This window comes from Corynebacterium intestinale (genome assembly GCF_023574125.1).
GTDB lineage: Bacteria > Actinomycetota > Actinomycetes > Mycobacteriales > Mycobacteriaceae > Corynebacterium > Corynebacterium hesseae.
Genome location: NZ_JAMKFF010000008.1, coordinates 35860 through 48485, shown reverse-complemented (window position 1 = coordinate 48485; position 12626 = coordinate 35860). Strand labels below are relative to the sequence as shown.

General features: G+C 61.2%; 12 protein-coding genes. 9 read left to right on the top strand and 3 right to left on the bottom strand.

The window, feature by feature from the left end; all coding sequences use genetic code 11:
* The first annotated feature begins 6 nt into the window (after positions 1-6).
* Genes M5J06_RS09295 through M5J06_RS09285 form a run of 3 tightly spaced genes read left to right on the top strand, consistent with a single transcriptional unit; the run spans position 7 to position 3799 of the window.
* Complete coding sequence (locus M5J06_RS09295) at positions 7-897, top strand: universal stress protein (RefSeq protein WP_083299233.1); 891 nt, start codon at positions 7-9, stop codon at positions 895-897.
* Complete coding sequence (locus tag M5J06_RS09290; protein WP_250224493.1) at positions 894-2417, top strand: APC family permease; 1524 nt, start codon at positions 894-896, stop codon at positions 2415-2417. The genes M5J06_RS09295 and M5J06_RS09290 overlap by 4 nt, the downstream gene beginning before the upstream one ends.
* Positions 2418-2425: 8 nt before the next feature.
* Complete coding sequence (locus M5J06_RS09285) at positions 2426-3799, top strand: NAD-dependent succinate-semialdehyde dehydrogenase (RefSeq protein ID WP_070530947.1); 1374 nt, start codon at positions 2426-2428, stop codon at positions 3797-3799.
* Between the two features lie 47 nt (positions 3800-3846).
* On the opposite strand, the gene M5J06_RS09280 is transcribed toward M5J06_RS09285, so the two are convergent.
* Positions 3847-5028, bottom strand: a complete 1182-nt coding sequence (locus M5J06_RS09280) for an acyl-CoA dehydrogenase family protein (RefSeq protein ID WP_250224492.1) — start codon at positions 5026-5028, stop codon at positions 3847-3849.
* 87 nt (positions 5029-5115) lie between these two features.
* Between M5J06_RS09280 and M5J06_RS09275 the strand changes: the two genes are divergently transcribed.
* From M5J06_RS09275 to M5J06_RS09255, 5 genes are all read left to right on the top strand, one after another.
* Complete coding sequence (locus M5J06_RS09275) at positions 5116-5526, top strand: acyl-CoA thioesterase (protein WP_250224491.1); 411 nt, start codon at positions 5116-5118, stop codon at positions 5524-5526.
* 44 nt (positions 5527-5570) lie between these two features.
* Positions 5571-6575 carry an NAD(P)H-dependent flavin oxidoreductase gene (locus tag M5J06_RS09270; RefSeq protein ID WP_367615201.1) on the top strand — a complete coding sequence of 335 codons (1005 nt, stop codon included), beginning with the start codon at positions 5571-5573 and terminating at the stop codon, positions 6573-6575.
* Positions 6576-6577: 2 nt separating this feature from the next.
* The gene (locus M5J06_RS09265; protein ID WP_250224489.1) at positions 6578-7378 is read left to right on the top strand and encodes an enoyl-CoA hydratase-related protein; all 801 of its coding nucleotides are present in this window, start codon (positions 6578-6580) and stop codon (positions 7376-7378) included.
* 234 nt (positions 7379-7612) lie between these two features.
* Complete coding sequence (locus M5J06_RS09260; protein ID WP_180952056.1) at positions 7613-7993, top strand: MmcQ/YjbR family DNA-binding protein; 381 nt, start codon at positions 7613-7615, stop codon at positions 7991-7993.
* A 55-nt stretch (positions 7994-8048) separates the two neighbouring features.
* Complete coding sequence (locus M5J06_RS09255) at positions 8049-8495, top strand: MarR family winged helix-turn-helix transcriptional regulator (protein ID WP_101735932.1); 447 nt, start codon at positions 8049-8051, stop codon at positions 8493-8495.
* Here M5J06_RS09255 and M5J06_RS09250 read toward each other — a convergent pair.
* Both M5J06_RS09250 and M5J06_RS09245 read right to left on the bottom strand, forming a co-directional pair.
* The gene (locus M5J06_RS09250) at positions 8492-9727 is read right to left on the bottom strand and encodes a M20 family metallo-hydrolase (protein ID WP_250224488.1); all 1236 of its coding nucleotides are present in this window, start codon (positions 9725-9727) and stop codon (positions 8492-8494) included. The two genes, M5J06_RS09255 and M5J06_RS09250, sit on opposite strands and share 4 nt — an antisense overlap.
* Before the next feature lie 9 nt (positions 9728-9736).
* A complete protein-coding gene (locus tag M5J06_RS09245; RefSeq protein WP_101735930.1) occupies positions 9737-11329 on the bottom strand; it encodes an amidohydrolase in 1593 nt (530 codons plus the stop codon).
* Positions 11330-11486: 157 nt separating this feature from the next.
* Here M5J06_RS09245 and M5J06_RS09240 point away from each other — a divergent pair, with 157 nt between their 5' ends.
* Positions 11487-12626: a PucR family transcriptional regulator gene (locus M5J06_RS09240; protein ID WP_144675513.1), complete on the top strand. Its 1140-nt coding sequence runs from the start codon at positions 11487-11489 to the stop codon at positions 12624-12626.

Here is a 12626-nt window from a genome sequence, read left to right as displayed (position 1 = left end):
CTGTTCATGAATCCACCCACCGATTTTCCGCGCCGCAGGGCTAACGGCTCTCTGCTAGTCGCATACATCGACACCTCTGACGGTCATGATGCTCTCCATTTAGGAATTGCTCTCGCGCGTGAGCGCCAGGTCAACCTGAAGATAGTCTCGGTTATTCCTCCTGTTAGTCCTCAAGGTTTTGGTGTTCAGACTCAAGATCCTGGTTACAACGCGATTGTGCGAGAACAAACCGAACAGCGTCTCGCCAGTGCGTTAAATAGTCTTCCCGCTGACATTTCTGCGACATGGCACGTCGTCGAGGGGACAGAACCCGCACTTGCCTTGAATGATGCCGCGCAAAAACTTGAGTGCGATTTAATCGTCGTCGGAGCACGCTCAGGCGGACTTTTGAACCGATTCCGCATCGGTACAGTACCCAGTTCATTGCTATACACAGCACAAACACCAGTAGCGCTAGCTCCTCAAGGCTATTCATATCCAGGACCGATAACGAGCATTTCTGCCCTTGTTGGCCCGCGCCGAGGACGATCAGATGTCGCGGCAATCGGACTCGACCGCGCAAACCGCCGAGAGATTCCATTACGCATCATTACTTTGAAGATCTCCGGAGAAGATGCCGGGCACGGATTTGAGCTCCCACTCTCAGAGGCAATCGAAGGAGCGGTTTCCAAGGGACAAGCGTCACGCATCACTACTTCGGGATCAAGTGTCCAGTCAGCGCTGCGAAACCTTAGCTGGGAAGAGGGCGAAGTGGCAGTTCTTGGTTCTGCGCGTATTGCCGGCGATGGTCGGCTCTTCCTTGGCACAACTGCTCATCGAATCCTCAAGCACTTACCAGTTCCAACCATTGTTGTCCCTTCGGGCTACATGTCGCTGAAAGGAGGTGCTCCCTCATGAGTGAACAACCAGCAGTTTCAGAGAAAGGATTGGCAGTCGGCAAAGTCGGTTTGCTCGGAGCTGTCGTCATTGGCATTAGTTGTTTGGCGCCAACTTACACACTCACTTCGGGAATCGGTCCTGCCATCTCGGCCGTGGGCGTCTTCGTTCCAGCCGTTCTCATTCTGGGGTTTATCCCCATGCTGCTTGTGGCCTTTGCTTACCGCGAGCTCAACAACCGTGCTCCTGATTCAGGAACCACTTTTACATGGGCGACCAAAGCCTTCGGCCCGTGGGTCGGTTGGATGGGTGGCTGGGGTCTGATCGCCGCCACGATATTGGTCCTATCGAACCTTGCCGCAGTGGCCGTTGACTTCTTCTATCTGCTCATCGCACAGCTTGCCGGTAGACCAGAGCTCGCTGAACTCACACGCAACCTCTGGGTAAATATTCCAACCACACTTGTGTTCTTAGTTGCTGCAGCTTGGGTCGCGTATCGAGGTATGGACACAACGCAGAAGATGCAATACATCCTCGTTGCAATACAAATCATCGCAATTGTCTCCTTCGATGTTGCAGCATTATGGAGGGCTTACAACGGAGATGGATTCGATTTCACCCCGATCCAATTCAGCTGGTTCAACCCATTTGAAATCAAGGACTTCTCGGTGGTTGCTGCCGGAATCTCACTATCCAGCTTCATGTTCTGGGGCTGGGATGTCACCCTAACTATGAATGAAGAAACGAAAAACCCAGAAAAAACTCCTGGCCGGGCGGCTACCGTCGTCATCGTCATCACGATCATTTTGTATGTACTTACAGCGGTAGCCGTTATGGCATGGGCGGGCATCGGCGAAAGCGGACTAGGCGCCGGTAACCCAGACAATCAGGAATCAATTTTTGCAGTGCTTTCTTACCCGGTTATGGGCCCATTTGCCATCCTTATCTATATCTCGGTTCTAACTAGCTCTTTTGCATCCTTGCAATCCACGCTGGTTAGCCCCGCCCGCACGATTCTGGCGATGAGCTATTACAAAGCTCTTCCCCCACAATTGGCTCGAATCAGCCCACGATTCCAAACTCCAACCGTCGCAACGATTGTCGCAACCGTCGTTTCTGGAGCCTTTTACGCCATAACAAGAGTGCTCTCAGAGAATGCACTTTGGGACACAATTGCTGCTCTTGGTCTCATGATTTGTTTCTATTACGGCATCACAGCAGTTGCCTGTCTGTGGTATTTCCGAAAAGAACTCTTTACTTCAGTAAGGAACTTCCTGTTTAAGTTTCTATGCCCGTTGCTGGGCGGTGGCTTCCTTCTATTAATGTTTTTCATCACCGCTTATGACTCCATGGACCCGAGCTTTGGTTCCGGTTCTTCTCTTGGAGGGGTCGGAATCGTCTTCATCCTGGGCGCCAGCATCCTCGTGCTCGGATTAATCCTCATGTTCATTACCCGACTCCGCAACCCAGATTTCTTCACGGGCTCAGTAATCAGCCGTAGTGAATCCAGTTCAGATACAACAACCCCAAACTTTTCCTAGGAGGAAAAATGTCTCAGTACCGTGTACAGAATCCAGTCAACAACAAGATCATTGAAACTTTCGATGCTCTCGATGATGCTGCTATTGAGCCAATCCTCGAAGCTTCTTCCGTAGCTTTCACCGAATGGTCTGGAACTCCAGTCTCACAACGAGCAGAAATTGTGGCCAAGGCAGCTTCACTCTTTGAAGAACGCAAAGAAGAACTCGCTGCCATCATTGCTGAAGAGATGGGGAAGCCACTTCCGGAAGGCGTTGAAGAAGCCGAGTTCTCATCTGCCATCATCCAGTACTATGCGGACAACGCGGAGAAGTTTCTCGCGGATCAAGAGATCCCTACGGAGGCGGACGGTAAGGCATTCATTCGCCGCCGCCCATTCGGGCCTCTGCTCGGCATCATGCCGTGGAACTTCCCGTACTACCAGGTAGCGCGATTTGCAGGACCCAACCTTGTCGCAGGAAACACCATCATCCTTAAACACGCGGAGATTTGCCCGCGTTCTGCTCTGGCGATCGAAAAGATCTTTCTCGATGCCGGCCTTCCGGCAGGGGTGTACACCAATGTTTTTGCTACCCATGAGCAAATCTCTACCTTGATCGCAGATCCCCGCGTTCAAGGAGTTTCTCTTACCGGATCCGAGCGGGCCGGAGCTATCGTTGGTGCACAGGCTGGCCAGCACCTCAAGAAAGCCGTACTCGAGCTTGGAGGTTCAGATCCATATGTCGTCCTCGACACGGATGATGTTAAGGCTTCAGCCGAACTCGCTTGGGGTACGCGTATGTACAACACCGGCCAAGCCTGCAATTCAAACAAGCGGCTTATTGTCGCAGAAGACATTTATGACGAGTTTGTTCAAGAACTAGTTAATCTTGCACAACAAATGGAGCCAGGACTACCGGATACTGCCGGGGAAACTGTGTATGCCCCGCTATCTTCCCGTAGCGCTGCAGAGAACCTCAAAGAACAGCTCGAGCGCGCTGTTTCTGCTGGAGGCCAGCTACTGGCGGGTGGTGAACTCTCAGAGGAGGGCGCCTACATCTCCCCTGCAGTAATCACAGATATCCCTCGAGGTAGCGATTCCTATTATGAGGAATTCTTTGGACCGGTCGCCACGGTCTACAAGTTTAAGACTGATGAGGAAGCGCTCGAGATAGCTAACGACAATGTCTTCGGCCTTGGCGCAGCAGTGTTCTCTCAAGACTCCAAGCGAGCCCAAGCAATTGCTGAGCGCATCGAATCTGGCATGAGCAACGTCAATACACCAACTGGTGAAGGTCCTGAACTCCCCTTTGGTGGTGTCAAGCGTTCAGGTTTCGGTCGCGAGCTTGGTTCACTTGGTATCGAGGAGTTCATCAATAAACAGATGTACTTCATCGCCAACTAAACACAGCTAGGCCCGAAGCCTCTTCATCAAGGGACTTCGGGCCACTTTTAGCTAAACGCCTGCTCCCCCGTCAGCACGCGCCCCAGAATCAGCGTGTGGATCTCATCGGCGCCCTCGTAGGTGCGCACTGATTCCAGGTTGGCGGCGTGCCGCAGCGGCGAATAGTCCGCCGTGACGCCGTTGCCGCCCAGGATGGTGCGAGCTTGGCGGCAGATCTCGATGGCGGTGCGGCAGTTGGCCAGCTTGCCCACCGAGATTTGGTAGGGCTCCAACGTTCCCGCGTCCTTGGCGCGCCCCAGGTTGAGCGCCAACAGCTGCCCCTTGTTCAGCTCCACCGCCATATCGACCAGCTTTTGCTGCGTGAGCTGGAAGGATGCCAGCGAGCGGTCGAATTGCTTGCGCTCCTTGGCATACTTCAGCGCCACCTCCAAGGAATCGCGCGCAGCGCCCAAAGCACCGAAGCTGATACCGAAGCGCGCCTCATTAAGGCACATGAACGGCCCCTTGAGGCCAGGGTGCTTGGGCAGCAGGGCGTCACCAGGCACGGTCACACCATCCAGCAAAATATCGCACTGGATAGAAGCGCGCATCGACAGCTTGCGGGTGATTGGGGTAGCTCTAAAACCCGGCGTAGATGTCGGCACAATGAACCCGCGCACGCCCGCCTCCACCCCGGCGGCGGAGGCATCCTCCTCGTCCACCTTGGCCCAGATAATGGCCACCCCGGCCACGCTTGCCAGGCCAATCCAGCGCTTCGCGCCATCGATAATCCACTCGCCTGAGCGGTAGCGCGCCACCGTCGCCATGCCCGCCGGGTCCGATCCGGCGGTCGGCTCCGTTAGCCCGAAGCAGCCAATGACGTCACCCGCGGCCATCTTAGGCAACCACTGTTGCTTCTGTTCCTCGGAGCCGTGTTTATAAATCGCCGACATCGCCAGCGATCCCTGCACCGAGACCACCGTGCGAATTCCCGAATCGCCGGCCTCTAGCTCCTGCATGGCCAGCCCGTATTCCACAGCAGTGCGCCCGGCGCAGCCATAGCCTTCCAGGTGCATCCCGAACAGACCAGCCTCCGCCAGCACCGGGAAGATCGATTCCGGCAGCACCGCGTCCTCGTACCACTGCGCCACGTGCGGGCGGATGTGCTCATCCACCAGTGCGGCCACGCGGTCACGCGTGGCTTTTTCTTCTTCGCTCAGGAGGGCGTCGATTCCCAGCAGATCTGTCATGGCATTCTCCTCACGGTTCGAGTGACGAACCACAATTCGTATGTATAGTAATACGCATCACTCTACCCGCTCCCTCAAGGAGGAACAATGCGCGCGCCCGCCAACGCCATCCCGGTGCCCCTCGCTTTACGGTGGTCCGACCAGGACGCGAACGCCCACGTCAACAACGCCACGATAGTCACCCTCCTCGAGGAGGCCCGCGTCCGCGCAGCCGCCGCACTGACCGGCCCCGTCGCCACCGATACCTACGCTCACGTGGTGCGATCCCTCGAAGTGCAGTACGAGGCCGAGCTCACCTACACCGATTCCATCGAGGCGCGGGTGTGGATTTCCCGCATCGGCACCACCTCCTACCAGGTCGCCCACGAACTCATCCAGGACGGCACCTCGTGCGTGTTCGCCACGGCGACGCTGGTGCTTATCGACGTCTCCGCACGCCGCCCCATCCCCCTGCCCGAAGGCCTCACTGAGCGCCTCCGCGCTCATTTCACCGAATAGCCATTCACCACCTCCAGCCCAGAACTTCCATCCACTTCTCCCCAATTGCTAGTCACTCACAAAGGAGCACCACCCTCATGATTTCCACCCGCGTTACCGAGATGCTCGGCATCGAACACCCCATCATCCAAGGCGGCATGCAGTGGGTCGGCCGCGCCGAGCTCGCCGCTGCTGTATCCAATGCCGGCGGCCTCGGCGTCGTCACCGCGCTCACCCAGCCCACCCCGGAAGACCTGCGCCACGAGATCCGCCGCACCCGCGAGCTCACAGACAAGCCCTTCGGCGTCAACCTCACCATGCTGCCGGCGATTACCCCGCCGCCCTATGCGGAGTACCGCGACGTCATCATCGAAGAAGGCGTAAAGATCGCCGAAACCGCCGGCAACAATCCCAAGGAGCACATGCCGGCCTTCAAGGACGCGGGTATCACCGTCATCCACAAGTGCACCTCCGTGCGCCACGCGCTCAGCGCGCAAAAGGTAGGCGTGGACATCGTCAGCATCGATGGCTTCGAATGCGCTGGCCACCCTGGCGAGGATGACATCCCGGGCCTAGTCCTCATCCCCGCCGCCGCGGATCAACTCGATATCCCCATCATCGCCTCGGGCGGTTTCGCGGATGGCCGCGGCCTGGCCGCCGCGCTCGCTTTGGGCGCCGAGGGCATCAACATGGGCACCCGCTTCGTAGCCTCCGCAGAGGCGCCGGTGCACGAGAACGTCAAGCAGGCCATCGTGGAGCGCTCCGAGCTGGATACCCAACTCATCCTCCGCGAGCTGCGCAATTCCACCCGCGTGGCCAAGAATGCCGTGAGCGATGAGGTAGCCGAACGCCTCGCCCAAGGCGCGGAGTTCGGCGATATCCGCCACCTCGTTGCCGGCAAGCGCGGCCGCGCGGTCTACGAGACTGGTGACTTGGATGCGGGCGTGTGGACCTGTGGTACCTCGCAGGGGCTTATCCACGACGTCGCCCCGTGCTCCGAGATCGTCTCCCGCATTTCCGCCGATGCCCAGCGCATCATCTCCTCCCTCGCCGAACTCGTTAAGGACTAACCATGACCAACGCCGTCCTCACCCGCCGCGAAGGCTCCGCCCTTATCGCCCAGATCAACAACTCCGCGCGGCGCAACGCCATTGCCAAGGAACACTGCGAAGCACTTTCGGCCGCGCTTGCCGACGCCTCCCAAGACCCCTCCATCCGCGCCCTCATCATCACCGGCGATGAGACGGCCTTTTGCGCCGGCGCGGACATCGTGGCGGCGGCACAGGCTGCGGCTGCAGCGCAGCAGTCGGGCGAGACCCCCAACCCGGCTGAGTCGACGATGCTGCCTCAGCTCAACGCGCTCGTCACCGAAATCCGGGCCGCCGAGATTCCCGTCATCGCCGCGGTCGAAGGCGCGGCCGCCGGCGCTGGGGCATCGCTGGCCTTCGCCTGCGATCTCATCGTGGCTGCTGAAGAATCCTATTTCACGCTGCCCTTCGGCAAGATCGGCCTCATCCCGGACGGCGGCGTAAGCCTCACCGCACTCGCTTCCGTGGGGCGCCACCGCGCTCTTGCCTTGGCACTGCTGCAGGACAAGCTCGGCGTCGCCGAAGCGGAGGCGGCTGGGATCGTCGCCAAGCGCGCGCCCCAGGGCCAAGCCCTCGAGACCGCGCTGCAGCTAGCCCAACGCCTGCATATCGCGCCACGTGATGCCCTGGCCAAGGCCAAGGAGGCCGTCAACCGCACCGCACTGGTGCAGCTCGATGAGCAGCTCGCTTGGGAGGAGCCCACGCAGTATGCGCAGATGGATTCGGCCGGCCACAGGGAAGGCGTCATGGCTTTCCTGGAGAAGCGGCCCGCGCGCTTTGATTAGCGGCGGTTTTGACTAGTAGAAAACTGCCAGGGAGACCACATGGTGAATCCAGCGTCGACCGCCATACTCTGTCTTGTGCGTTTGAGAGAGCGCATGCGAGAGAGAGAACCCCTCACCCTCCAGAGGGCGGCCAGTGGCCGATAATCGGAGGGACTTGATAGAGACGCCGTTGGGCCCCTTTCTTCGAGAAATCGAAAAAGGGGCCCAACGGTGTTTTCACCTAGTGTGGACCTCATGAGCACCGCTGCCCTAGACCTTCATGCCTGCGCCACCGCACGCGCTGCGGAGCTTCCCGGCGCCATGCTGACGCACCCCTTCGGGCCGGACTGGGACGTCTTTAAGGTGCGCGGCAAGGTCTTCCTTCTTCTCACCACCGTGACTGGTTCCCAGCAAGCCATCCTCAAGGTCGAGCCCCTCGATGGCGAAGCGCTGCGCAGCGAGTACTCCTTCATCACACCCGGCTACCACATGAATAAGCGCCATTGGGTTTCCGTGTATCCCGACGCCAAGCTCACCCCGCAGCTGCTGGCCGAACTCGTGACGGACTCCTACCGCCTCGTGGTGGAGAAACTCCCTCGCTCGCAACGGCCCATCGATCCCTCCACCTTTGGTTAGGGTTGTCAACGTAAACATTTGCGGACGCGAGTCCCCAACTCTTACGCTGGATCGCGTGAGCAAAAATGAGCTAATCGATGAGACCATTGCGGAATATCGCCGCTTCGAGCGCGCCCGCGCGCGGTTCGACACGGAAGCGCGCCGCGAATACGGGATCACCGGCTCCCATCTTTCGCTTCTCCGACTCATCGATAAGAAGAGCCCCATCCCCATCCTGCAGCTGCGCAAGGAGTTGGGATGGCAGCCCGCCACCATCGGGCAAGCGGTCAAGCGCTTGGTGCGCGATGAGCTTATCTCCATCGATGATGATCCGGAAGATCTTCGCCGCCGCCTGTGCAGCATCACCGAAGAAGGCCAGCACTTCTTGCTCCACGTCCCCCTCACCGGCCCGGTGCGCCTGCGCACCTACGAGCACAGCGAGGAAGAACTAGAAGCAATGAAGCGCGGATTCGAAATCGCGATGAAGGCCTTCGGGTATGAACCGTGGAGCGATAACGACTAGCGCTCGCCGCACCCGGATTCCACGAGGTGCTGCGCCACGTGCGTCAACACGTCCACGCCGGCCACGCAGTCTTCCTCCGTGGTGAACTCCTTTTCGTTGTGGGAGATGCCGTCGACGGATGGGATGAAGAGCATGACCGTCGGCACCACTTCTTTCAGGTTGGTCGAGTCATGCCCGGCCACCGTGTAAATCTCTTGGTGCGGGTACCCCAGCTCCTGCACGACCTCACGGGCTAATTCCACGCCGGCGGCCGGGTAAGGGTTAAGCGCCCACTCATGCGTCGGGGTGAGCTCAACCGAGGTGCGTGATTTCTCTTCCGCCGCAGCAATGATCTCCTGCAGGCGCGCTTGGGCCTTGTCCAGTACCTCCGTGGAGGGCGAGCGCACATCGACGTTGAAGCGCACCTCGCGGGCGATGGTTACCGGCGAATTCGGCTCCAGCGTTAACTGCGAAACCGAGGCCTGCAGCTGCCCTTCATCGAACTCGTGGGTCAGGCGCTCCACCGAAGCAATGATGAGGGAGGCACCGAAGAGCGCATCCTTCCTATCGGCCATGAGAGTGGAACCGGTATGGCCCTGCTCACCGGAGACCACCGCCTGGAATTTCTTCGCGCCCCACGTGGCGGTGACCAGACCAATCGTGTTGCCGGCGGCCTCAAGTTCCTTACCTTGCTCGACGTGAATCTCCGCATAGGCCGCGAGCTTCGGAGCCTCGCCACGCGGGGACCAGCCAGCTTCCTCCTGGGCCTGCGCCACGGTGACGCCGGCAAGGTCGGTGGCGGAGTAGGCGCGCTCAAGCGCCAGCGTTCCCACAAACACGGAGCTGCCCATCATGGACGGCGCAAAGCGCGAGCCCTCCTCGTTGAACCAGTTGATGACCGCCAGGTTATAGCGCGCCTTGGCTCCCGATTGCGCCACCCGCCCGGCCGCATGGGCGGCGGCCAGCACGCCATAAGCACCGTCGAAGCGTCCGGCCAAGGGTTGTGAATCCAGGTGCGAGCCCAGGCCCACGTACTCGGCGCCGGGGGCAAGCTCGAAGAGCCCGTACTGGTTGCCAATCTCGTCGTAGATAACGCGCGCCCCGAGGGACTCCAGGACCTCGTGGAACCAGGCGCGGTTGAGGTTATCGCCTTCACTGGCCGCCTGCCGCTCCACGCCGCCGCCCGCAGTGGCGCCGTTGTCGGACATGGCCTGGAAATCGGCCAGGAATTGTTCGTTGGTGGTTGCTCGCATGTCTACTCCTTAAAAGCTTCCGTAGCGCAGCTCGCCGCCCACGATGGTGGCGGCCACGTCGATGGTGGAAAGGTCATCGGTGTTCAGAGGGTCCTGGGAGAGCAGCACGAAATCCGCCAGCTGCCCCGGCACCACCTGCCCCTTGCGCCCGGCCCAACCAGTCGCCGCGGCCGAGCCGGCGGTATAGGCGTAGAGAGCCTCGGCGGGGGTCAGACGATCCTCAGGCCCATAATCCCGGCCTGAGGCGGTGCGCCGCTCCACGAAGGCCTGCATGACCTCCAGCGGCACGCCCGGCGCCACTGGTTGATCGGAGCTGCCGGGGAGGATGAGGGAGGCGTCGAGAAGCCGCTTGCCCGGGTAGCTCCACGCGGTGCGCTCCGGGCCGAGGGACTCCGCCATCGCATCACCGAAAGCCGGGATGAACAGCGGCTGCGGCACCACCACGATGGGCTTACCGCGCAGGCGCTCGATCTGGTCAGGGCGCACCACGCCGCCGTGCTCGATGCGGTGCGGCATCGCTGGCGCGCCATGCTCGTCGACGGCCTCCTCCAGCGTCTCTATCGCAAAATCCACCGCCGCATCGCCGATGGCGTGAATGGCCAAAGACCAGCCGGAATTCGCCGCCTGCAGCGCACGTGCGCGCATCTGCTCAGGATCGCCCTGGAAGTAGCCGTGATGGGAGCAGCAGGCGTAGTTCTCGCTCAGCGCGGCGGTGGTACCCAGCAGCGAGCCATCGCTGAAGATCTTGACGGGGCCGACCTGCAGCCACTCGTCGCCGAAACCGGTGCGCAGGCCGCCGTCGAGGCCCCAACCGGGACCGTCGGAGGCGTGGCCAGGAATCTCGTGGAGCACGTCCATGGTCACCATCACCTGCATGCGTGTGTGCAGGGGGGCGTTCTGGTAGGCGGCGATCTCGCGCGGGCTGTGCCCGATCCAGCCGCCGGCGACCCCGGCATCCGTGACGGAGGTCAGCCCGCGCTCGAGGTAGCGGCGCGTGGCCAGCTCCAAGGCACGGCCGATTTCTTCCCCGGATTCCGGTAGGGTCACGTTCTGGATGGCGCGCATGGCGTTTTCATCGAGCAGCCCCGTGCAGTGCCCATCGGCGTCGCGGACGAACTCGCCGCCGTCCACCTCGGGCGGGTCGGCGGGATCGACGCTCGCCGCGCGCAGGGCCGCGGTGTTGACCGTGTAGGCGTGGCCCGAGTTGTGCTTGATCAGCAGCGGAGCGCCACCAGTAGCGTGGTCAAGCTGCGCAATCTCCACCGGCGCATCCAGCCCGGAGGGGCGAAACCCTGCGGCCACCACCCAACCATCGGGGTTCGGCTCGGCGTCGCGCACGGCGGCGTAGACCTCCTCAGGAGTTGCGACCTGGGAAAGATCCACCTCGAGCAGCGTCTGGCCGAACCACACGGTGTGGGAATGCACATCGTTAAAGCCAGGGGTGAGCGTGCGCCCGCCGGCATCCCACGTCTCGTCGGCGGGCAGGGCGCGGGCGGCCTCCCCCACCGCAAGGATGCGCCCGTTGGCAAAAGCCACCGAGTCCGCCACCGGCCGCGCCGGATCCTGAGTCAGGATGTGGGCGTTGTCGATGCGCGTGATCATGCGTCCTCCTGAGTTCTCCTGTTTCTCCGGCACACTGCACGCGGCGCGTGCTGTGCTAGTCCAGTGCTGTGCTAGTCCCCACATGCTAAACGCAGCAGTGATACACCTCTCCACATAGAGGGCAATTCACCAGCGCCCAACGTGTAGCGTTGTGCACATGCACGAGAAGCGCTGGCACGATATCGTCGCGGAGGTCCACGGCACCATCCCCCGCTTGGTTGAGGATTTCCTCGCCGCCTTTTCCCGCTCGGGGCGCTACGGCGATTCCTTGGTGAGCGAGGACGAGCTACGCCTGACCGCCTTCGAGGTTTTCGCGCGCATCACGGACGTGCTGGTCGGGGCGATGGATGAGGAGGAACTGCGCACCCATGCCCAGAGTTTGGGCCGGCGGCGCGCACACCAGGGCGTGGAGCTAGCCACGCTGATCGACGCCATCCAGCTCGACTTCACCGTCCTCTGGGAGCACCTGCGCCGGGCCGCCGGCGCGGATCAGGAAGCACTCATCGACCACGTGGCGCAGGTGCACTCCGTTGTGACGATGTACAACCTTGTTGTGCGCGATGCCTACCGCCTGGAGGAGGCTCGCGGGCAGCACGACGTACACCGCGCCCACGCCCGGCACTTGGAGAGGCTCTTCGCCGCCGAATCCCTGGGCGCGCTCGGTATCACGGAAATCACCCGCGCGCTCAACCTGGACGCTGACTGCCACTTCGACGTCGCGGTGGCCCACCCCACCGCGGCGGTGGAGCTGCGCGCGCTTCTCGACGCCCCCATCTCCTCCGGCGAAGCCTTCGGCCATGGCGCGCGCGGGATGTTCGTTGCCTTCTGGCCTAGAGACCAAAGGCCCAGCGAACAGTCCGCAAAGGACAGCGGCGCAGAGCTCACGGAGATCTCGGGCATACTTTTCCGCGACGTCATCGGCTTAGCCGGTGTCCGCGCGGCGGCGCAGCAAGCGCCGCGCATCTTTGACGCCACCGGCCCGCTGGACAACTTAACCGAAGCGCCCGACGCCCTCTGGGCCGTCGCCGGCGATGCCATTGCAGACTTCCCAGCCAGCGGCATCACGGAGCTCACGCAGGAAATCACCGAGCTGCGCCAAAGCAACGCGCCGCTCTACCAAACCATCACCACCTACCTGGATTGCGGCTCCATCAAAGACTCCGCCGAGGCGCTGCACTGCCACCGCAACACGGTGCTCAACCGCCTGCGCCAAGTCACGGAACTCACGGGACTCGACATCACGCGGCCGAAAGACGCCGCGCGAGCATTGCTGGCGTTGCACCGGACAAAGCGATAG

What these genes read in the sequence shown, in the direction of transcription:
- M5J06_RS09295 (WP_083299233.1), top strand. Translation starts at nt 7, where the DNA reads ATGAATCCACCCACCGATTTTCCGCGCCGCAGGGCTAACGGCTCTCTG.
- M5J06_RS09290 (WP_250224493.1), top strand. Translation starts at nt 894, where the DNA reads ATGAGTGAACAACCAGCAGTTTCAGAGAAAGGATTGGCAGTCGGCAAA.
- M5J06_RS09285 (WP_070530947.1), top strand. Translation starts at nt 2,426, where the DNA reads ATGTCTCAGTACCGTGTACAGAATCCAGTCAACAACAAGATCATTGAA.
- M5J06_RS09280 (WP_250224492.1), bottom strand. Translation starts at nt 5,028, where the DNA reads ATGACAGATCTGCTGGGAATCGACGCCCTCCTGAGCGAAGAAGAAAAA.
- M5J06_RS09275 (WP_250224491.1), top strand. Translation starts at nt 5,116, where the DNA reads ATGCGCGCGCCCGCCAACGCCATCCCGGTGCCCCTCGCTTTACGGTGG.
- M5J06_RS09265 (WP_250224489.1), top strand. Translation starts at nt 6,578, where the DNA reads ATGACCAACGCCGTCCTCACCCGCCGCGAAGGCTCCGCCCTTATCGCC.
- M5J06_RS09260 (WP_180952056.1), top strand. Translation starts at nt 7,613, where the DNA reads ATGAGCACCGCTGCCCTAGACCTTCATGCCTGCGCCACCGCACGCGCT.
- M5J06_RS09250 (WP_250224488.1), bottom strand. Translation starts at nt 9,727, where the DNA reads ATGCGAGCAACCACCAACGAACAATTCCTGGCCGATTTCCAGGCCATG.
- M5J06_RS09245 (WP_101735930.1), bottom strand. Translation starts at nt 11,329, where the DNA reads ATGATCACGCGCATCGACAACGCCCACATCCTGACTCAGGATCCGGCG.
- M5J06_RS09240 (WP_144675513.1), top strand. Translation starts at nt 11,487, where the DNA reads ATGCACGAGAAGCGCTGGCACGATATCGTCGCGGAGGTCCACGGCACC.